Consider the following 21257-nt stretch of genomic DNA (forward strand, 5'->3'; position numbering starts at 1 on the left):
TCAAGTCTAGATTGAGGGTCGTTGCCAATACTCATCTAAAACTCTGGCCTTGGTTAAGCGTTCTTTTAAGTCGTTTGGCCTATGATCACAATGTTTTGGTAATGGGAGAGCGCTTATGCCACTGGGGATGCTGGTTGAAGGCCAATGGCTAAATCAAGAGAAGGATCGGGATGCTGCGGGGAAGTTTAACCGTACGCCGACCCAGTTCCACAATCGCATTACGGCGGATGGTTCCAGTGGCTTTCCTGCTGAGGCAGGGCGATATCATCTCTATGTCTCCTGGGCTTGTCCTTGGGCGCACCGCACGGCTATTCTGCGGCAGTTGAAGGGACTGGACGATGTCATTGGCCTATCCGCAGTTGCTGCTGTGATTGAGGAGGATGGCTGGGAGTTTTCTGAGGAGCCTGGTAGCATCCCGGATAGCGTCAATGGCGCTCGTTATCTGCGCGAGATCTACACAAAAGCAGTAGCAGACTATACGGGTAAGGTCACGGTGCCAGTGCTTTGGGACAAGCAGACCGGGACCATTGTCAATAATGAATCCCGTGAAATTATCCGCATGCTCGATACTGAGTTCGGGGATTTTGCCAAGGCAGATATTAATTTCTATCCAGAAGATTTGGCTGAGAGCATTGACCAAACAATCGATGCAATCTACCAACCGATTAATAATGGCGTGTACCGTTCAGGCTTTGCCACGACGCAAGAAGCCTACGAAGAAGCGGTGACCGAACTGTTTGAGGCGCTCGATCATTGGAATGACGTGTTGGGCCAACAACGCTATCTTTGCGGCAATCGCATCACTGAGGCTGATTGGTGTATGTTCACAACCCTGCTTCGCTTTGATGCGGTCTATTACGGCCATTTCAAGTGCAATCTGCGCCGCATTGTTGACTACAACAACCTCTGGGGCTATCTGCGCGACCTCTATCAGCAACCCGGGGTGCGCGATACTTGCAACCTAGACCACATCAAGCGGCACTACTACAGAAGTCACACCAACATCAACCCAACTCGCATCGTGCCCAAAGGTCCTATCCTCGATTTCGACACGGTACATCACCGGGACCGAGGCCGAGATAGGAAATTTGACTGATTTGCTCGCTGTAGAGGAAGGGGTCTAAGTTGACTAGCTAGACCTCACCTCTACTCGCAATAAAGGCTGGTGATATCGCGGCTTGTTTCAACCCCTCAAAGGGATTTAGGTTCTTCGCGACGTCCGGGCTGCAACGAAGCTAATTGCCACCGCCTAAGTTTCAATCCCTCAAAGGGATTTAGGTTCTTCGCGATCGGGCTTCATCGTGGTTGGCGACCGCGCAATGGAGTTTCAATCCCTCAAAGGGATTTAGGTTCTTCGCGACGCCCAATTGCCATAGAGAAAACCGGGTGTTTGCATGTTTCAATCCCTCAAAGGGATTTAGCTTCTTCGCGACTATCTGAGGACTCTGTGATCCATAGCCCACCCACCCGTTTCAATCCCTCAAAGGGATTTAGGTTCTTCGCGACTGGGAACTGTGCGGTCGGCGCTCAGGCCGAACACGTGGTTTCAATCCCTCAAAGGGATTTAGGTTCTTCGCGACATTTACCACCCTCAGTAAAGGCACCATTAGTTATGTTTCAATCCCTCAAAGGGATTTAGGTTCTTCGCGACCTGGCCGAAATAAGCTAGCCGCTCAAAGGGATTTAGGTTCTTCGCGACTGCCTACGCTGACCTGCTCTACAAAGAATTGCTAGGCGTTTCAATCCCTCAAAGGGATTTAGGTTCTTCGCGACTCTAAATCGCTAAGGCTGATATCCTCAGTTAAATGCTCTGTTTCAATCCCTCAAAGGGATTTAGGTTCTTCGCGACAACCTATGATTTGCTGGTCACCACTCGCCGCAAAGTGGTTTCAATCCCTCAAAGGGATTTAGGTTCTTCGCGACACTTCAACCTCGATATGGGTGGCCTCTGGGGCAGCATGTTTCAATCCCTCAAAGGGATTTAGGTTCTTCGCGACTCTGGAGGTTGTACGACTCCGGACTACGTTATCGGTTTCAATCCCTCAAAGGGATTTAGGTTCTTCGCGACGTCCATTCTCATTAACGGGATAATGTGTAGTACAAGTTTCAATCCCTCAAAGGGATTTAGGTTCTTCGCGACGCTTGGATCCATGCGGTAGCCCCCAGGGGCGACGCTTTGTTTCAATCCCTCAAAGGGATTTAGGTTCTTCGCGACCTAGGGTGTTCCATCCGGGTATCTGCAAAAACCCAGTTTCAATCCCTCAAAGGGATTTAGGTTCTTCGCGACCTGTTCAGCTACTCGGGCGATAATCTCACCACACTTGTTTCAATCCCTCAAAGGGATTTAGGTTCTTCGCGACCGCTGCCAGTGGATGTGCCGCTTGAGTAAGGGTGGGGTTTCAATCCCTCAAAGGGATTTAGGTTCTTCGCGACTGCGGCGGCGGCGTCGTCTGGAGAGCGTAGCCCGGTGTTTCAATCCCTCAAAGGGATTTAGGTTCTTCGCGACATAGCCCCCTTGCGGCTCATCCGGGTAGGGGAACGTTTCAATCCCTCAAAGGGATTTAGGTTCTTCGCGACCAGCAGCAGCAGCAAATAGCAGACCAGGTACTGGCGTTTCAATCCCTCAAAGGGATTTAGGTTCTTCGCGACGATACTAGTACAAACGTTCTTAATCCGGTTAGAGCGGTTTCAATCCCTCAAAGGGATTTAGGTTCTTCGCGACTAGCATCGATGCGATATACGAACGGGTAAGAGCGAGAGTTTCAATCCCTCAAAGGGATTTAGGTTCTTCGCGACTGTTGCTCTGCGCGGTGTAAGCGTCTTGAGCATCTGTTTCAATCCCTCAAAGGGATTTAGTTAGGTTCTTCGCGACTTCCGCTTGCTGAAAAGCTGCTGCAATTGGGCTTCGTTTCAATCCCTCAAAGGGATTTAGGTTCTTCGCGACATTCGATACGCAGACGCTATTGAGCTATTGTCTCGTTTCAATCCCTTTGAGGGATTTAGGTTCTTCGCGACGCTCACTAGGCGATCCTCCATGCGCTGGCATCGCAGTTTCAATTCCTCAAAGGGATTTAGGTTCTTCGCGATAATCCGATTGCCTGCCCAGAAGCTCACTACCCCCGAGTTTCAATTCCTCAAAGGGATTTAGGTTCTTCGCGATCTGTGGCGAGAGCAGCAATGCCAGACCAGAAGAGGTTTCAATCCCTCAAAGGGATTTAGGTTCTTCGCGACGACTTCAGTTTTGGCGCCGTCTACAGCGAAAACGTGTTTCAATCCCTCAAAGGGATTTAGGTTCTTCGCGACGTGTGTTTGTATTGTGTTTGTACTTTCATCAGTTCAGTTTCAATCCCTCAAAGGGATTTAGGTTCTTCGCGACCAGAATGCAGCCAATTCCCACTCTGCAAATGATGGGTTTCAATCCCTCAAAGGGATTTAGGTTCTTCGCGACGGCTCAGCTAGTTAGCTTATAGGCTTCAATATGTCTGGTGTTTCAATCCCTCAAAGGGATTTAGGTTCTTCGCGACTGCGGGCGGCTGGAGGGCTTGGTGTATTTGGTTTTCAAGGTCTAGGCGCGGGACAAGGAGAGTATAGCGTTTGCGGCTTTGGAAGTCATTAGGGAGAGAAGAGATAGCAAGGCTCAAACCCAGACCTGCCAAGCCCTTCACCGCTTGCGCGAATCGCGATTGGGCTACACCAGCCGCAAACCCTTGTGGCATGGGACTTGTAGGCACTTTCGGACAAAACTCTTGCCAAAACACCTACCCATTCGCGCTTAGTGACCTTTGACCGATACCTTCCGACTTGCCGGTCCCGCAATTGTAGCCAGACCCCCAAGGCCAGAAACACAAGGGGGTCTGGGCATTCAAGGCGCTAAGTTATGACCTGACCTCCTCAACCGAAGCTACAGTTTCTCGTGGGCAAGTGCAGGTTTGCACTCGCGTACCGTTATAGATTTGCCAGCCCTCATGATCCGATTCGCCATCCCACATAAAGCGACCGGGTGTGTTGATGCCGCCACTGCTTAGCTTCATCGCCACATGACCGGCAAAGTAAAACCGCTCCCCTTTTGCAAGGTCTTTATCGGTCATCGACCCTAGCGAGTCATCGCATGACCGGCAAAGTAAAACCGCTCCCCTTTTGCAAGGGTGCCAAACGTTGTCCACATAGGGGTAAATCCTTTGGATATTGGGTTTGACGGGATAGCGAGTTTGGACCCCGCTAGCCCTAGCCCACCGCGCACCTTGCACCTTTCGCCAAAGAGAATGAGGGAGTTATAGCAGTGTTAAACTGCCCACTAGCCTCCGGGCTGGCCTAATCAGTTTGGGGGTTAGCCTAGTAGGAGTGGTAGTTACACTTCTACTAGGTGCTGACCGGATAGGTTAGCAAAGAGATTACAGAACTTGGCTGAGTTTAGCAAGTAGGTTTCTGTACTTTTTGCTGAATCTATCGCGCAGGCATCCCTGCCCAAACCTGCAAGCAGCCGCCCAGGGGTAAAGCCCTAAGCATGAATTTTCTGGGACTCAGCATAAGATTTCTGAGGCTCAGCAAGGTTCCTGTTAAAGGTCAGCGACAATGCTGCTAACCTGAGCGCGATTCCTGGCAAGCTAAGCGCGGTTGCCGCCAAGCTAAGCGTACTTTCCGTTAACCTAAGCGTGGTTCCCGGCAAGCTGAGCGCGGTTGCCGCCAAGCCGAGCGAGGTTGCCGACAAGCCGAGCGCGGTTGCCGACAAACTGCATCCTCCCAGCTCACCCCTGACAACACCCGCCGCTCCCCTATTGTTCCCAAAGCCTTGAGAGAACGAAATAAAGATTTGGCCAACGCTGCGTAATTTCCCGGACAGGGCTTGAGATCTGATCAGAGGCTACAAGCTGCTTCTGGAAAATCTAGTCCAGCCCGTGAGGATGCACATGGCCACCAACCTATTAGAGCGGCCCGACGCGCAAACCAGACCTGTTGATAGCACCCTACTTCAGGGAGTTGTTGAAGGCTTTATTGACGGTATTTTGATCTTGAGCGAGCAAGGCGAATGGATTCGCGCTAACGAATGCGCCCGTCGGATCTGCCATCAGTTGGCTCCAAGCCAATTAACTCAAAGCCAATTAATTCAAAGTAGAGCATCAGCCCTAAACGTTCCTAAAGCAATCTGGCGCGTTTGCCAAACGCTGATCGACAGCCGGGATCTATATCCTAATCAGCCTGTAATTGTTGAAGACGATATCGTTGCAAGTCGGCTAAGCACAATTCGAGTTCGGGCACGTTGGTTTCGCTCCGAAGCAATTCGGCAACCTTGCCTTCTCGTCACCTTAGAAGATCGCTATCAGACCCTACAAAACATGGCGCTTGCCGAAGCCCATGAATACAGTTTGACGCCTCGTGAAGCTGAAATTTGGTTGCTCTACCGAGCTAATTACAAGCGTCAGGAAATTGCAGACAAACTTTACATCACCCTCAACACAGTCAAGAAGCATCTAAAGAACATCCAGGCCAAGCGTCAGGCCACTCTGGATGAAGAAGAGTGATCAAATTTCCGTCGTTGAAAAACCTAGCGTAAGATCAATGCAACCCCCTGTGTGTGTAAGCCCTAGAGCCGAGACTTCTAGGCTAATATCCCTGCTAACTAGCAGAGCTTAATCCACCTAAATACTGTTACGGCTTGTATTACCACTTGTGAACTGCGAGGGTACCCGGAAGGGTACTTGGCAAACGCTTTCCTGCTCCTGGAATATTAATGCCAACAGCCTTTTGTTTCCCAGAGACATTCCCAGATACAGAGGCGTAGGCCAACCATTTTTTAGCCGTTTTGTAACAGAAACCGAAGCTCAGGAGATCAGTTTAGTGGCACTCGTTAGGTTTACCAGCTTTACCTGCAACAACTGCTCAACCGAGAGTTTGATAGAACTCTATTTTCTGGGCAAAAGAGTTTGGGGTCCAGAGGCAATGCCTTGCTCTGGTGTTCTAACCTTTCCATCCGAGCCACAGTACACTTGCACCCTTGAGGCAGTAGCCAGTGTTTATCTTTATGAGAACGTTGATGGTGTCTTGACGTATGTAGCTTCCAGTAACAAAGACATCAGAGCCATCGACATTGGTGATAGTAGTGAGGTTAGGCTTAACTATGAGGGTGGAAGTTGTCAGCTTAGCTTTGCCGTTCAAAGCAATCTTGGAGAGCTGATTGTCACTTACCTCAGAGAGATCGTAATAACAACTCTTCTCTTCATCAGAAGTTTCGTGCTGTTGCTCTTTAGACCCGTGTTGCGCCTATTTGGCCCTAGGAGAGTAGAACAACCAAAACCTCCCCAGGTTGAGCGACCAGACCCTGAACCTTCTCAAACGAAACAACTAGATCGTGAAGTCAAAAAGTAGCTTTCATTCTCAGCTTGCCCTATGAAGGAGGATAGTCCTTTCTGGATCGTTGGCAGGGTTTCACTCGTCATCTTAGTGGTCTCTAACCCCGCTCAAGCCCAGGTCGTTCCCGACACAGCTCCGGAGACGAATCTGGGCACACAGGTTAGGGTCAATGGTTCAACCTTCGAGATTCGAGGCGGGACCAGAGCGGGCAATGCCAGCACTGCCAACTTGTTCCACAGTTTCAGCAGCTTCAGCATCCCAAGTGGCAAAATCGCCAGTTTTCTCGACACCCAAAAAATCAACAATATCTTGGTGCGGGTAACCAGCGGTAGCCCTTCCAATATCCAAGGCATCATTCGAGCGAACCAGGGAACTCCTAATCTGTTTTTGATCAATCCCAGTGGAATCATCTTTGGGCCACGGGCTCGCTTGGATGTGGCAGGCTCATTTGTGGCCACCACTGCAAGCGGCATTCAGTTTCCAGGCGGTAGTGAATTCTCTTTGACCTCAGGCATAGAACCTCAGAATCCACTGTTGACTGTCAATCCATCTGCCTTTCTCTTTAATCAAATTGCTACTGCACCAAACCTTATAGATCCTAAGATTACTGTTGAAAATGGAGCTGCTCTCTCGGTACGAACAGGGCGCAGTTTGTTGCTGATAGGTGGTGATGTAGCCCTAGACCGTGGCACCTTAAGAGCACCCGCAGGGCGTGTGGAACTAGCCGGAGTATCGGCAGGGGGCACGGTCGGCTTGGCCGTTGAGGGCAATGATTTGAGCTTGCGTGTGCCTTCTATCAAGGGACGGGCAGATGTCTCTTTGACGAATGACGCCAGAATTGATACCAGCTCCACTATTGGTGGCAGAGTTGCCATCTACGCAAACAACTTATTGGCGACTGACAGCACGATTGTCAGCACTAGTTTAGGGACACAAGCTGGGGTAAACGCTCCTCTCAATACCCGCGCACTCTCCCCGGATAACCCTGGAAGTATTATTCTCGACGCTAACTCGCTCTCTTTCAATAACGCTTCGGTCTCGACCACGACTCTTAGCTCAGGCCAGGGGGGAGACATTGCTCTCAAGGCTAGATCGGTTGCGCTCGACCAGTCTACTTTAGTGTCTAGTACATCAAGCTCAGGCAATGCCGGACGGATATCTATCCAAGCCCAAGGCTCTGTCTCTCTCAATCGCAGCAGTCTCTCCAGCGCTGCTGAATCAGCAGTGGGTCCGGTTGGTGATAGCGGTGACATCCAGATTGAAGCTAGAACCCTCTCTTTAGTAGATCGTGCTGAGATTCTGGCTTTAACAGCCGGCCGAACGATCAAGGATGGACGCGGGGGTAACGTTACGATCAAGGTTCAAGATAATGTCTCGTTAGCAGCGAACAGTCGCATTTCTACCGAGACCTTTGGCGAGGGACAGGGTGGAAACATCGAGATTAATGCTAATTCTTTGTTCCTCACTGACAGTGCTCTACGGACCGCGTCTTCTGGCACAGGCAATGCCGGTAACCTTTTAATTAATGTAGATAATATTGTCAGCGTTAACAGAGTTAAACCTAGCAATACCTTTCCCTTCCCCATTGGTTTTTCAACCAGTACCAATGGCTCAATGATTGATGCTGGGGATGCCGGACAATTGACGATTGAGACTGAGCACCTAACGATTCGAGGAGGAGCGCGGGCGGCTGCATCGACAGCCAAGCAGGGCCAAGGCGGGAGACTCACCGTTCATGCCGCTACGGTCGAGTTAATTGGCACCTCAGATAGCAGTTCTCCCAAGGGTCAGGAGCCCAGTGGCTTATTCACAGAAACGCTAGGAGCCGGTGACGCAGGCCAATTGACCATTGACGCGCAACGCCTGGACATCCGAGATGGAGCCCGCGCCTCTGCCTCAACTTCAGGGGTTGGGCAAGGTGGCACCTTGAAGGTGAATGCCAACTCGATTCGCTTGAATGGCACCTCTGCTGATGGCAGGCTTGCGAGCAGTTTGTTGACCGAATCTCTAGGTAGGGGTGCTGCTGGCGGTGTGGAGATTACCGCAGACCGTCTAGACATCCGCAATGGAGCCCGCGCCTCTGCTTCCACTGCTGGACAGGGGCAAGGTGGCACTCTAAACGCTGCCGCTGCCGCTATCAACCTAGAGGGTACAGCCAATGGTAGACCCAGTGGCTTATTTGCAGAAACACGGGGAGCCAGAGCGGGCGGCGATATTGAGGTTAAAACCGATCACCTGAACGTGCAGGACGGGGCTCAAGTTTCGGTCAGTGGCTCAGGCTCCGGTCGGGCCGGGGACATCAGGATTGAGGCGAACAGCCTGGAGCTAGATCGTCAGGCGGCGCTCAGTGCCAAAACTCGCTCCAGTGATGGCGGCAATATCGCGGTAAACCTGGAAGGTATACTAACCCTGCGTCATAACAGCCAAATCACCACGACCGCAGGCACAGCTCAAGCTGGCGGCAACGGCGGCAACATCGACCTCAATGCCCAGTTCGTGCTTGCAGTTCCCACAGAAAACAGCGACATCACAGCCAATGCCTTTCTGGGCAATGGTGGCAATGTTCGCATCAGGGCGCAAGACATCCTGGGGGTCCAGTTCCGGCGCACAACCACTGAGGCCAGCGACATCACCGCCAGTTCTGACTTCGGTACAGAAGGCGTCGTGGCCGTCGATCGGCTGGCTGCTGACCCTAGTCGAGGTTTGACTGATCTGCCAGAGACGCTGGTCGATGTTACCGCCTTAATTGCTCAACGCTGTCCTGTTGGCAACGCTCAAACGGCAAGCCAATTTGTAGTCACTGGGCGCGGTGGTCTGCCGCCCAATCCCCAGGAAGCGATCAGAAGTCCAGCTCTTCTGGCAGACTTGGGCAGACCACACCCTGCTGTTGCCAATCCGCCTGACACAGCTCAACCTGCCCAGGCCAAAGCTATTCCAGTCGAACCCACTCGCATTATCGAAGCACAAGGTTGGATCGTTGCAGCCAACGGCGACGTACTATTAACTGCTCAAGTCCCAACTGCTCCTCAGTCAGGTGGGCAGAGAGTAATGAGTTGCAGTGGGGCTTAATGAGGGGGCGAAAGCCTAACGAACATGGCAAGAAGGCGCTTTGTATTTTTTCCTAATCTGCAACCCGTTTTAGGCTGGCTCGGTTGGTGTTGCCTGGGGTTGCTTTTGGCTCTGTTACTTGCCGCTCCAGGCACGAAAAGTCTTGCCCAGACCCATGCAGATCCCTCGCAATTGATTCAGCAAGGACGAGAACGCTATGAAGCCGGGCGCTATGCAGAAGCAGCCGCTCTTTGGCATAGGGCCGCTCAGGTTTTCGGGGCGCAAGATGACCACCTGAATCAAGCGATGAGCTTGAGCAATTTCTCGCTGGCCGAACAGCAATTGGGACAGTGGCCTGAGGCCACGCAGGCCATTAGCGAGAGCTTGCAATTGCTGGAAGCACGAGCAGGAACTCAAGCTTCCAACGAACGCTTAAAAGTTTTGGCTCAAGCACTCAATACTCAGGCCAGTTTGCAACTGGCTTTGGGACAAGCTGAGACAGCCTTGGGCACCTGGCAGCAGGCCACCACTGCTTATCAACAAGCAGGCGATGGCCCAGGCAAAATTCGCAGCTTAATCAATCAAGCGCAAGCCCTGCAATCCTTAGGTCTCTATCGTCGCGCTTTAGCTACCCTGGAGCAGGCGAATCAAGACCTTAAGCAAACAGCTGATTCCTCGCTCAAGGCATCGAGTTTGCTGAGTTTAGGTCATGCTTTGCGCGTCGTGGGCGATTTGAACCAGGCCAGACAAAGTTTGCAGCAAAGTTTAGGTGTGGCGCAGCGTTTGTCGGACCGCCAAGCAATTGCTCAAGCCCTGTTTAGTTTAGGCAATGTTGTTCGGGCGCAACAGGAACCCGAAGCCGCTCTCCGTTTTTATGCCCAGGCGGCAAGCGAGTCGCAAGATTCCGCTACTCAACTTCAGGCTCAACTCAATCAATTGAGCTTATTGGTTGAAGGCCGTCGATGGAGCGAAGCCCAGGCCTTGTGGCCTCGCCTGCAAGCGCAAGTAGCTAGCTGGCCCTTGAGCCGTACTGCCGTTTATGCCCGTATTGACCTAGCCCAAAGCCTCAGCGCCCTTAAGCAAGCCCAGGTCGCGAATGGACCGGCCTGGCTGGACATTGCCCGCTTACTGGCAACTGCCGTTGAACAGGCCAAAACCTTGGGGGATACGCGTAGTGAAGCTTACGCCCTGGGTAATTTGGGCAATTTATATGAGCAGACACAGCAGTGGGCAGAGGCTCAAAAGCTCACGGAAAAGGCTTTGCTGCTAGCCCAAACCATCAATGCGTCAGATATTGCTTATCAGTGGCAATGGCAACTGGGCCGTTTGCTCAAGACCCAGGGCAAAACATCGGCAGCAGTTGCCGCTTATAGCGAAGCGGTTGATACCTTGCGCGCTTTGCGTAACGATTTGGTGGCGGTCAATCCAGAGGTTCAATTTTCATTTCGCGATCAAGTTGAGCCCATCTATCGACAGCTAGTTGATCTACTGTTGCAAACAGAAGGCAATGCCCAACCTGAACCTGCTCGGTTGGCCCAGGCTCGAACTGTGATTGAGTCGTTACAACTGGCAGAACTCGACAATTTCTTTCGAGTTGCTTGTTTAGAAGCCAAACCTGTATTGGTCGATCAGGTTGTTGAACGGGAAGATCCGACTGCTGCAGTCTTTTACCCGATTATTCTGCCGGATCGCTTAGAGGTCATTCTCAAACTGCCTCATCAAGCGTTGCGTCACTATAAAACTCAAATTTCTCAAACAGAGGTTGAGAAAACTGTTGACGATCTGCGGCGGCAATTGACCAAGCCCTACACGCTCCGGGAGGTGCAAACTTTATCCGCAAAAGTGTATGACTGGCTGCTGCGACCGGCTGCGACTGAATTAGCCCGGAGCCAGGTTAAAACGCTGGTCTTTGTGCTCGATGGCTCCCTACGCAATATTCCAATGGCAACGCTCTATGACGGGCAGCAATACCTCGTGCAAAACTATGGCGTTGCCCTAGCTCCTAGCTTGCAATTGCTAGATCCCAAACCGCTAGAACAGCGCAGCTTGAAAGCGCTGATTGCCGGATTGAGCGAGGCTCGGCATGGCTTTTCCCAGTTGGATTATGTGAGGCAAGAGCTGGCTGCAATTCAATCTGAAGTGCCTGCCCAGGTCTTTCTCAATCGGGACTTCACCGAAACCGCTCTGCAAACCCAGATTCAGGCGTCTCCGTTTCCGATTGTGCATCTAGCAACTCACGGGCAATTTAGTTCCAAGGCAGAGGAAACTTTTATTCTGGCTTGGGATAAAGCGATCGAAGTGAATGAACTGGATAGCTTTCTGCGCAACCGGGGCCAAAGCCGACCCAACGCGATTGAACTTTTGGTCCTCAGCGCTTGCCAAACTGCAACTGGCGATCGCCGTGCGGCTCTAGGACTAGCGGGCATGGCCGTACGAGCGGGAGCCCGCAGCACCCTGGCCTCGCTGTGGTATCTGGATGATGAGTCGAGCGCTCTGCTTATGGGCCAGTTCTACCAGCAACTATCCCAAAGTCGCCAAACCAAAGCCGCGGCTCTGCGCCAAGCTCAACTCACACTGCTACAAATTCCTCGCTACCAACACCCTCGCTACTGGGCGCCCTACGTTCTGGTCGGCAATTGGCTGTAGCCTAAGAGCTTTAGGAAACTGGCCTTGGGAGACCCACAGTAAAAAGGTGAATTGTAAAAGAGTGAATTTCGGAAGTGCCTGATGTCTCGTGCTGGCAGAAACCCACGAATGCTTGCCCTACAACGGCGGCTCAAAGCGTTCTATGCCTTTGGCGGAGCTATTGTCTTCGCAGGTGCCCCCTTCTATCTGGCCTCGCTCCATCTGGTTGCCATCTCCAGTGCTCTCTATTGGGGCGGCTTTGCCTTGGCGGGACTATGCGTTTTAACCGGTCTCAACCTTTGGCAAAAAGCCGACCGTGCTGACCAGGGAGCCAGGGGAGAAGAAGCAGTTGCACTGGTGCTTGACACTCTTCGGACCAAAGGCTGGACAGTAGAGTATGGCCTGCGGGTCAAAGGCGTGGGCGATGTCGATGCTTTTCTCCAGTCCCCCCGAGGCAATGCCTATGTAGTCGAAGTGAAATCCCACGGTGGCCAGGTGCTCTCCGATGGACAAAGCCTGTACCGCCGCTTGCGCTCAGGGCACCAGCCCTTTGAAAAAGACTTTCTCAATCAGGCGATGCAGCAGGCACTGACCCTCAAGCGCGAGAAGCAATTGCGCTTTGTTACCCCTCTGGTTGTTTTCTCAAGAGCTACAGTCTCCGCCCCTCACAAACTACGGGGTGTCCATGTGCTCGGCAAAGCTGAGGTGGTGAAATATTTGCAACGGCTTGATGCGCAGTGACCCAAGTTGACGCGCTCTGCACTCTGCTGCTAGAGCAGTTGCCCGATTGCCGTATCGCACATCACCGTATCTGCTACGTGCTCTGGCGGCTGTGTTGGCAAGAATACAAGTTTCCGATACTCACCTCTACCTATAGGTAGAAGTCTGTATACACTTCTGATTATCTAATGGAGATGGAATTATCCATTCCACCAGTTGATTAGTCCCTGCCTTACCCGGGCGGGGATTTTTCTGTCGGGTTGCTGTATCCCAGAGGTTTCAGCAAAAGACCCTCAGCCGGAGGGTCAGCAGTTAACGGGTTCAGCCTTCGTACGCCCTCTGAAATGGTGCCTTTTCTGGTACGCGAGTACCAGAGGATCAAATACCTGGAACTCCAGGTATCTGCTACTCAACAGCACCAGCTTGATGGCTTCGGATACGTGTAGGTGCAGCCTCTCCCGGCCACGCCCTACTGACAGCCAAAGTAAAAGCAGCCCCCGACCAGGTAGAGCTGCTTAACGTTGGACCTCGATCAGTTGGTATGCCTATAGAGTGCCGGTAGAACATAAATTGCACCAGCTCAAAAAGTGCTCAATTTTTGTTCACAATCTGAAGGGGTAAACTGCTCACACTTCTTAACAGTTATAAATACAAATTGACTGAATCACGTTCAGCTAACTTACATACACTGGAAGGTAGAGAAAGGCATACATCAACGGGGATAGCTATGAAGCTAGCTGGCACAGTGCTGGAAGTACTAGATTTTTCTGAGTATGAATACTCATTCATCGAAGATCACTGCAATGGTCTTGACCGGGTTGAATGCCTGGAACTAACGATGAAGGAGATTGACTTCGTAGAGAAAGTCAAGGTGATAGCTAGCGAATGCCTGGACTGGCAGCATTTAAGCAAAGGCGACTTTATCCCAGAGCTAACCATTGAGCGCATCGCTGGGCAGAACTTAAGCCAGCAGCAGCGTGACCTGGCTTGCCTCTGCATCAAGAACCTGATCATGGACAGGACGGGGCTAGCTGCTGTGATTCAGCAAGATGGGCTCTTGCTGCTCGACGATAGCCAAACCGCCGCTAACGATTCGTTCTGGCAGAGTGTCCGTCTGCTCAAGGTCAGAGAGCGGCACGAATTCCTCCAAAAGCTTGACCCTAACTGCCTCACTGGTGCCCAACAGCAGAATCACGCTGAACTAATGGCTTTGACAGAGGCTTTTATGCGAGTGACCACAGAACTCTCGATTTTGAGAGCGATAGAGTAGAGGTCGAATAACACTTCAATGCCCCGTTGAGTGATTGCCGTCCTAATTGCCATCGAATGATTTCATAGAAGATTTCATCGCAAAAGAGCAGGCCTTAGGCCTGCTCTTTTTTCATTTATGCTCTTCTCTCAGCTATGCAGAAATGAGTTCTGCATCAGTTAGGCCGGATAGATGCGCAAGTGCCGGTGGGGTTCAGAACCGAGACTATCGGAGTGCAACTGATAGTGCTCCACCAGTTCGTGTTGCATCTTTCGCACTTCTGCAGAACGGGGTAGCAAATCGACTGGCTGTCCTTTAGGAAGCACAATCCGCTCTACGGCAAGCCGCGCTTCTTCTAAGGCTTCGATTTCGTCTCGACGGGAGGGCCAACTCCGATTCTGCGCTTTTGCTTTAGGTAGAGCTTTAGGCAAAGAGAGAACCGGTCCATCACTGTGCCAACCGTTGGACTTCAACGTTGACCTTGATGAGGATGTTGACTTAGACGAGTAAAACGGCGAATAAGACAACTCAGAAGCAGGAAGCAGTCCTTTTGGAGGAGTTGCTACTTTGTGGCTGATGCTGACTTGACCATCGGCATTGGTGGTTCTGACTTGCGGATTGGGCTGGCGTCCTCTCAACAGATGATCCACTGTGTCAGCAACGCTTTCATGCACCACCCAGCGCTCACGCTCTAGCATTTCTACAGCAATGTCGAAGGTCGGCGGGGCCTTGCGCTCCAGAACGCTCTTTTGGCTGCCACGCCGTCTAGCTTCTTCATCTCCCAAGGTTACAGATTGAATGCCACCCACCAGATCAGACAGGGTTGGGTTTTTGATCAAGTTCTCAATCTCAGTGCCGTGCGCAGTTCCCACTAATTGCACACCTCGCTCGGCAATGGTGCGGGCCGCCATTGCTTCGAGTTCAGTGCCGATCTCGTCAATGATAATGACCTCAGGCATATGGTTTTCCACAGCCTCGATCATCACTTGGTGCTGGAGTGCTGGCTGGGTTACTTGCATCCGTCGCGCCCGACCAATCGCTGGGTGAGGAACGTCGCCATCCCCAGCAATTTCGTTTGAGGTATCGATAATGACGACGCGCTTGTTGAGGTCGTCTGCCAATACCCGAGCAATCTCGCGCAGGGCCGTGGTTTTGCCCACACCTGGACGGCCTAGCATCAAAATCGACTGCCCGGTTTCCACAAGGTCGCGAATCATGCCAATCGTGCCGTAGATCGCCCGCCCAACCCGACAGGTTAAACCAATGATCTCCCCGCTACGGTTGCGGATTGCGCTAATCCGATGCAGGGTCCGCTCGATGCCCGCTCGGTTATCTCCCCCAAAGCAACCCACTCGCTCAATGCAGTAGCTCAGCTGGGCAGGGGTGACCCCATCTTCACTGAGATACTCAGCTCGATTGAGGAAGCGAGCTTCTGGACGACGACCTAAATCCAGGACTACTTCAATCAAGTGGTCCCGTTGCGGGTGATGTTCTAGAGTCTGTTGGGTTTCTAGCGGTAGGATGTCCAGTAACTTCTGGAGATCATCAGTAATCAACATGATTTTGAGGTAGTGCTTTTAACAACAGTGGAACGAAAAACAACTATCATTTACAGGGCATTCCCAGGGCTGGAATATCGGTTGGAACGTCCGGCTCAAACCTCTGCAAAGCAAGGCTTAATCAAAGATTAATACCTACCATTATTAAGCGATGATTGCCTGTAGATTAAAACTGGGTGGCATTGCTAAATCTCTACCCCGTCAGATCGCTAGCGATCTGACTAGTGACCTTGGCTCTGACTGTTAATGTAATGAAACTTTAGTGTAACAAGCTACATTTGGTAACTCTGTGGGCAGAACCGAACCATTGCGGGAGGATAGCACTACTTCTGGCTCCACCGTTCTGGTTCTACGGTTTATCTTAGCGATAATCCTTGGCGGAAACATCCGGCCTGATCAACGTTTTGCAAAACTGGCAAGAGATTGGAGAAGCGACCTTGTCATTGCAACGCTGAGGCCTGCCCACTCACATCACGATTCAGAAGAATTGGGACCAGTTTTTGCTCTCCCAGATGCTAAGCGGTCAAGACCGACAGGCTGAAGTTCTAAACCTTGGTTGTGGAGATTGCTGCACGCTGAGGTTTTTAGCCTCGCTTGGCTTCAAAAATCTACATGGCATTGATTTCAATTGACCTCAAGCTCAAATATCAAGATGCTCATAATCTCCACAAGCTGTATGAGTGGGATATGACCAAGACATTCCTTCCTAGCCAGTTTTTGATGTTGCAGTCAGCCTCTCTGTGATCGAGCATGGTGTAGATTTAGCTACCTTTTTGCAAGAAGCTCACTAATTGCTGAAACTTGGACGCTTGCTTTTTTTGACCATAGATTATTGGCAAGAAAAGCTGCAAGTTGATGAGCGTATTGAGCCCTTCGATTTAACCTGAAGAATTTTCTCTCGGGTTCAGGAAGAACTAGCTGCCGTAGCAAACCAGCATGGGTTTGTCTTAGATTTGTCCTAGAGCAGAGCGTGATATTCCTGGCTGTGCCGACACGACTGTGTTCTGGTACGACCAAAATTACACGTTCATTGCTTTAGCTTTTAGAAGAGACCCTTCTTTGGAACCAGCAATTCTTCGCTGTGGAGGTTGCTTTTCGCTGTAAAACTAGTTTCTCTTTGGCTCCCTAACTAATTTCTTGAATTAATTCTCCGGTTGACTGAAGAACACAGCCGATGGTGATGGAAATTACACTTGCAGTGCAATTTGCGACACAAGTTTGGATATACGCGGGTTAGCTCCTAGGGGGGCTTAACCTAGAGCACTAGGATAGTTCACATTTTTTAGTAAAGGTTTTTAAACAATTGACTTATCTCTGCCTAAAGCAGTATATTCTCCAAATACCTATTAGCCTTGCCTAGTCAAATTGCTCTCTTCCTAGCCCTCTTTAAGGGCTGCTATTTGCATGGGAGCAGTTTGAGGCCGATGTCTCGCCGTCCCGGTTCTCAACACTTCGATATTGGGAGATAAGGTTTTGATGACAAGGTATTCTTCAGTGTTGGGTGCTACCTGTATTGGAGCACTTGGGCTACTGGCTGCGATGGAACCTGCCAGTGGTGCCACTTTGTTCAGGGCTACTTTGACCGTCGATCAGGAAGTCCTTAGCAACCCAGCAGCGCCTTTCCCGACTAGCTCTAACGCAACGGGTTTGGCTGAATTCAGCCTCAATGATGCGGGAACTGCCCTCAGCTACACGATCACATTGACGGGTTTAGACGTGGGCTCCCTGATCGGTAGCCCGCAGACTCTGGATACGGGCGATGATGTGGCGAAAATCCATCTTCATCTGGGCGGTGTTGGCATCGCTGGCCCCAGAGTCTTCGATATTCAGGATGCGGTGCTCACACCAATGGGTCCTGAATTTATGACCGATGACGCAGATGATCGTCAAATTGATGCACCTGCTGGCATTGTCGGTGGCACGATTACGGGGATTTGGGAGCAGTCGGATGGGCCGGGCGGCTCGATTTCAACTACGCTGTCTGCTCAAATTGGCAACCTGAAGTCTAATCAGCTCTATGCCAATATCCACCCCAATCGTTTTTTTGCGAATGGGGAACTACGAGGACAGATTCGGCCAGTGCCCGAAACTACTTCTGTGCTGAGTACGCTGGCGTTGGGTGCGATAGGGGCCTGCTCGTTGTTGAGACGTAGACAGCCCAGCATCTAGGTTGCAAGGTCGAGCCTTGGCGAGTGCCTTCATCTCAGTTGTGAAGGCACTCGCTACATTTCTCGTGGCTTGCCTGTTTATTAATCTTTTTTAAGAGATGAACGCATCAGAGAGAAAGGCAGAGAAATTTGCTCCTCGTTCATCGGTTTGGCAACAGAAGATACCATCCAGCCTCCAGTTTTCTAGTAGCGCTGGGAGGTTTATAGCTCTTTATTGAAAGCTATTACTGCAACTTTGGGAAGATGATAGGGTAACTGTTTTTTGAGATTATTCCCCTCATATATTCAACAGTCTCTTTCGTTTGGTTCGAGCAGATTTTTATGAAATCAGCCCATGACTTTCAATACTTTCAAGGAAGTTCTCTTTCTGATCTGTTTACTCAAGACACCACGGATGCACGCTATGCATTTGTGTTGAATTATCCTGCAACTGCGAGTTGGGCCGCTTACCCCAACACGCAACGATACTTTCTTCAAGATGGTAGTGGCGAAGCAACCAAAACATCCTTTGATAAGATTTGCCAGAAGGAACCCTGGAAAAATTTGGCTGTCCTAGGTGATGCCTTGCCGGGTGTTGTGATTAGTTCAGTGCAAAAATTGCTGGTTGATTACTGGCGGGAGCATTTTGGTTTCAGCTATGACAATCTGGAGAGAATAGACTGCGCAACCTATCTAGATGAGCTTAGCCGAGGGGATCGCTTTGACAAGGTGATCACGCTGTTTCCTTTCGACCATTTGAAACCTGGAAAACATGCGGTATCGCCGGATGTCCATTATCACCTGCTGAGCAAAGCGACCCTAGCTGATTTGGGCGTGCAATGCCCGCGATACGAGACCTACCATTTGCACGAAACTAGGCTTGAAGAAATTGCGCTGCCAGAGCGATTTCCCTATTTGATCAAAACATCGCACGGGCTTTCAGGCGAAGGCACTTACATCATCAGAAGTGCCAGCGATTTGAATTACTGCCTTGAAGAGTTGAGAAAATATCTTGAGATCAAGCTCCTGGACACCATTATTGTCTCGGAATTCATCAAGGATACTGTGCAAAACTACTGTGTGCAGTTCTATGTCAACAAGGCAGGAGAAATTACTCTGGTAGGCACGACTCGTCAAATGGTCACTGCCGAAGGTAACTATTTGGGGGGGCTGATTCACTACGGCGACACGGACATGAATCGGTTTGCTGGCATGATTGCTGCCATTGGCCACTATGCTCATCAGCAGGGCTATTTCGGCTTTATTGGTTTTGATGTTTTAGAAGACCAGGAGGGGCGACTTTACGCTATTGATGCCAATTTCCGAGTCAATGGTTCGACCCCCATGTGCTTGCAGCGCCACACCCTGCTGGGCCTGGGCAAAGAGGTTGCTAAGTATTCCAGCGACTACCGGATGGATGGCACTTTGGATGCCATTCTCACAACTCTCAAACCAGAGCTGGCCCGCAAAGATTTCATGATTTTGTCAGCGCTAGAGAAGGTTAAATACGGCAGAATCTACACCGAAATCTACGGCATCGTCGCTGGAGAAACGGTCGAGGACTTGCAGCATATCGAGAAGAACTTACAAAGTAAAGGCCTGCAATAGATTGCAGGCCCCGAGTGTATCAAGTTGGTAGAAGAAGAGTTAGTAAGTCTGGGCTAGACAGATTGGAGCTGCTCTTCTTTCTTCTGTTCTTCTTCCTTCTTGATGAATGTAACTGGTTGATCCATCTCGGCAGTCATATAACCGACTACCATGTCTGACGAGTTATATGCCCAGCCGACTCGTCCTTGGGGGTCCAGAACGATGCAGCCAGCTTCGCCTTCGACCCGTTCAACTAGTGAGTTAATCGCCATCCGGGCGGCATCGTCCGGGTGCGTATCTCCCTTGAGAAAGTCAATCGCTGTTTTGGCAAGCACGACGGGGATGATAGATTCTCCATCGCCGGTAGTTGAGCAAGCGCCCAGGTGATTGTCGGCGTATAAGCCACAGCCAACTAGGGCCGTGTCGCCAACGCGGCCTTGTGGTTGGCCCGTGGTGCCGCCGGTTGAGGTTCCAGCAACTAGGATTCCCTTAGCATCGAGAGCCACACAACCAACTGTGTTGGGCCGATCGACAACTTCCTTCTCCTCTTCCCACTCCTGTTGCTGCTCCTCACTGATCAGATCTTCCTTGGCACACATCTCAATCCCGTGGTCGGCAGCAAAGCGCTCGGCACTTTGAGCCACTAGCAGTCGGGGCTTATCATCCATGAGCTTGCGGGCGGCTGAAATTGGATGAAGCACGCCCTGAACTGCGGCCACTGCCCCCCAACTGAGTTTCTCGCCTTCCATCATGGCTGCATCGACTTCGACTCCTCCTTCACTGTTGAGAGTGGAGCCGAATCCGGCATTGAATGTCTGATCAGATTCAAGGACACGGATGGCCGCTTCTACGGCTTCGCCAGCGCTGCCCCCAGCCCGCAACACGGTCCAACCCGCCTCAACTGCGGCAAGGCAACCGGCATGATTGGCTTCAACTTTCTCGCCGGGAACGGTTTTCGCTCCCCCATGCACGATGATGGCTAAAGTCACAGGCTACTCCTACTGTTGATTCAAAAACTGCTTTTATGAGTGCATTCATCTTCTGTATTTCTGCCTACTGTGTAATCTCCCCCCAGTTGCAGTAAAGGACGCTACCGAACTACGCCTTCTCCAAAGATTTATGCCGCAAGTTGGAGCAAGCTGCCCTTCAAGACAGCACCATGCGGCGAGCAAGGAGCGCAGCAACGACCAGCCATAGGCCAGTGATTGGCATAAATAGGGCTGCACTCCCAGGTGCAAAAGATAATAGGACCGGGAATCCCACCAACCCCAGCAGCACCAGACCGCTGAGAAACCAGGCAGTCCGTCCCGCCTGAGATTGAGCGCAAAGTCGTAAGAGGAGCCAGCAGCCCAAGACTGCGCCTAGCCAGATGCCGATGGCTCCTCCCAAGGTAGGTGGCACAAGGCCTTCTAGTTCGGCATTGGGCATGAAACGCATGGCGTACTGGCGTCCCAGTTCTATACCGAGTAAGCAAAGGAGGAACGCGCCTCCTAGGCTGCCAATAGCTGCCAGGATGTAGCTAGTGCGGTGCATAGCAAGATGTAGTCTGTCGTTTTCAATCAGCTGAATACTCCCTGGTCGGTCGAGCCGTGCCAGGATTTTGGGCAATGGAATCTAACCATGAGCCAGAAAACAATGAGCTAGCAAAATCCCCCAGTGCTTCCGTAGAATGCCTCAACACTCCAACGAAATCAAGCAACGCTTCAGTGAAATGCTTCACCTTAGGAGTGAAATCAAAGAACGCTTCAGTGAAATCGAGCAACGCTCATGCGAAATGCTTCAACGTTCGAGCGAAATCAAGAAATGCTCAAGCAAAACCAAGTAACACTTATAAATAACGCTTATAGCGAATTGGGGGACGCTCCATCAAAGCCTATCTCTGCTAGGGTTTAACGGTTGCTTACCCTAACTCTGGCCCAATTTCGCTTGCGCAACGCCCATTGCTCTGCTAATCTTGGCTGCATTGCAAAAACT

12 protein-coding genes and 2 CRISPR repeat arrays are annotated in these 21257 nt (G+C 51.1%); of the genes, 8 read left to right on the plus strand and 4 right to left on the minus strand.

What is annotated here, in order from left to right:
* Window positions 1-115: 115 nt before the first annotated feature.
* Window positions 116-1096, plus strand: coding sequence for a glutathione S-transferase family protein (locus tag H6F94_RS18420; RefSeq protein WP_277878118.1), 981 nt, complete (start codon window positions 116-118; stop codon window positions 1094-1096).
* A gap of 84 nt (window positions 1097-1180) precedes the next feature.
* Window positions 1181-2797: a CRISPR direct-repeat array (repeat unit 37 nt; unit sequence GTTTCAATCCCTCAAAGGGATTTAGGTTCTTCGCGAC).
* Window positions 2798-2907: 110 nt separating this feature from the next.
* A CRISPR array of direct repeats spans window positions 2908-3524; the repeat unit is 37 nt; unit sequence GTTTCAATCCCTCAAAGGGATTTAGGTTCTTCGCGAC.
* A 351-nt stretch (window positions 3525-3875) separates the two neighbouring features.
* Here H6F94_RS18420 and H6F94_RS18425 read toward each other — a convergent pair.
* Window positions 3876-4088, minus strand: coding sequence for a hypothetical protein (locus H6F94_RS18425; RefSeq protein ID WP_190803684.1), 213 nt, complete (start codon window positions 4086-4088; stop codon window positions 3876-3878).
* A gap of 819 nt (window positions 4089-4907) precedes the next feature.
* On the opposite strand from H6F94_RS18425, the gene H6F94_RS18430 reads away from it, so the two are divergent.
* The 5 genes from H6F94_RS18430 (at window position 4908) to H6F94_RS18450 (ending at window position 14011) form a co-directional block, all read left to right on the plus strand.
* Complete coding sequence (locus tag H6F94_RS18430) at window positions 4908-5519, plus strand: helix-turn-helix transcriptional regulator (RefSeq protein WP_199320500.1); 612 nt, start codon at window positions 4908-4910, stop codon at window positions 5517-5519.
* An 865-nt stretch (window positions 5520-6384) separates the two neighbouring features.
* A complete protein-coding gene (locus H6F94_RS18435; RefSeq protein WP_190803686.1) occupies window positions 6385-9417 on the plus strand; it encodes a beta strand repeat-containing protein in 3033 nt (1010 codons plus the stop codon).
* A 24-nt stretch (window positions 9418-9441) separates the two neighbouring features.
* Window positions 9442-12042: a CHAT domain-containing protein gene (locus tag H6F94_RS18440; RefSeq protein WP_190803687.1), complete on the plus strand. Its 2601-nt coding sequence runs from the start codon at window positions 9442-9444 to the stop codon at window positions 12040-12042.
* Window positions 12043-12150: 108 nt separating this feature from the next.
* Window positions 12151-12762 carry a nuclease-related domain-containing protein gene (locus H6F94_RS18445; RefSeq protein ID WP_190803688.1) on the plus strand — a complete coding sequence of 204 codons (612 nt, stop codon included), beginning with the start codon at window positions 12151-12153 and terminating at the stop codon, window positions 12760-12762.
* A 706-nt stretch (window positions 12763-13468) separates the two neighbouring features.
* Window positions 13469-14011 carry a hypothetical protein gene (locus H6F94_RS18450; RefSeq protein WP_190803689.1) on the plus strand — a complete coding sequence of 181 codons (543 nt, stop codon included), beginning with the start codon at window positions 13469-13471 and terminating at the stop codon, window positions 14009-14011.
* 158 nt (window positions 14012-14169) lie between these two features.
* On the opposite strand, the gene H6F94_RS18455 is transcribed toward H6F94_RS18450, so the two are convergent.
* Window positions 14170-15549, minus strand: coding sequence for a R3H domain-containing nucleic acid-binding protein (locus tag H6F94_RS18455; RefSeq protein WP_190803690.1), 1380 nt, complete (start codon window positions 15547-15549; stop codon window positions 14170-14172).
* Window positions 15550-17025: 1476 nt separating this feature from the next.
* Between H6F94_RS18455 and H6F94_RS18460 the strand changes: the two genes are divergently transcribed.
* Complete coding sequence (locus tag H6F94_RS18460; RefSeq protein ID WP_190803691.1) at window positions 17026-17718, plus strand: CHRD domain-containing protein; 693 nt, start codon at window positions 17026-17028, stop codon at window positions 17716-17718.
* A gap of 320 nt (window positions 17719-18038) precedes the next feature.
* Complete coding sequence (locus H6F94_RS18465) at window positions 18039-19304, plus strand: ATP-grasp domain-containing protein (RefSeq protein WP_190803692.1); 1266 nt, start codon at window positions 18039-18041, stop codon at window positions 19302-19304.
* Between the two features lie 53 nt (window positions 19305-19357).
* Here the strand turns inward: H6F94_RS18465 and H6F94_RS18470 are convergent, their stop codons facing one another.
* Entirely contained in the window at window positions 19358-20272 is a 915-nt protein-coding gene (locus tag H6F94_RS18470) for an isoaspartyl peptidase/L-asparaginase family protein (RefSeq protein WP_190803693.1), read from the minus strand.
* A 157-nt stretch (window positions 20273-20429) separates the two neighbouring features.
* Entirely contained in the window at window positions 20430-20891 is a 462-nt protein-coding gene (locus tag H6F94_RS18475; RefSeq protein ID WP_190803694.1) for a hypothetical protein, read from the minus strand.
* Window positions 20892-21257 lie beyond the last annotated feature (366 nt).

It is taken from the genome of Leptolyngbya sp. FACHB-261 (genome assembly GCF_014696065.1).
Taxonomy (GTDB): Bacteria; Cyanobacteriota; Cyanobacteriia; order FACHB-261; family FACHB-261; genus FACHB-261.

Excerpts from the sequence above, each read along its gene's own strand:
- H6F94_RS18420 (WP_277878118.1), top strand. The coding sequence starts at position 116 with ATGCCACTGGGGATGCTGGTTGAAGGCCAATGGCTAAATCAAGAGAAG.
- H6F94_RS18445 (WP_190803688.1), top strand. The coding sequence starts at position 12,151 with ATGCTTGCCCTACAACGGCGGCTCAAAGCGTTCTATGCCTTTGGCGGA.
- H6F94_RS18430 (WP_199320500.1), top strand. The coding sequence starts at position 4,908 with ATGGCCACCAACCTATTAGAGCGGCCCGACGCGCAAACCAGACCTGTT.
- H6F94_RS18440 (WP_190803687.1), top strand. The coding sequence starts at position 9,442 with ATGGCAAGAAGGCGCTTTGTATTTTTTCCTAATCTGCAACCCGTTTTA.
- H6F94_RS18465 (WP_190803692.1), top strand. The coding sequence starts at position 18,039 with ATGAAATCAGCCCATGACTTTCAATACTTTCAAGGAAGTTCTCTTTCT.
- H6F94_RS18460 (WP_190803691.1), top strand. The coding sequence starts at position 17,026 with ATGACAAGGTATTCTTCAGTGTTGGGTGCTACCTGTATTGGAGCACTT.
- H6F94_RS18435 (WP_190803686.1), top strand. The coding sequence starts at position 6,385 with ATGAAGGAGGATAGTCCTTTCTGGATCGTTGGCAGGGTTTCACTCGTC.
- H6F94_RS18450 (WP_190803689.1), top strand. The coding sequence starts at position 13,469 with ATGAAGCTAGCTGGCACAGTGCTGGAAGTACTAGATTTTTCTGAGTAT.
- H6F94_RS18455 (WP_190803690.1), bottom strand. The coding sequence starts at position 15,549 with ATGTTGATTACTGATGATCTCCAGAAGTTACTGGACATCCTACCGCTA.
- H6F94_RS18425 (WP_190803684.1), bottom strand. The coding sequence starts at position 4,088 with ATGACCGATAAAGACCTTGCAAAAGGGGAGCGGTTTTACTTTGCCGGT.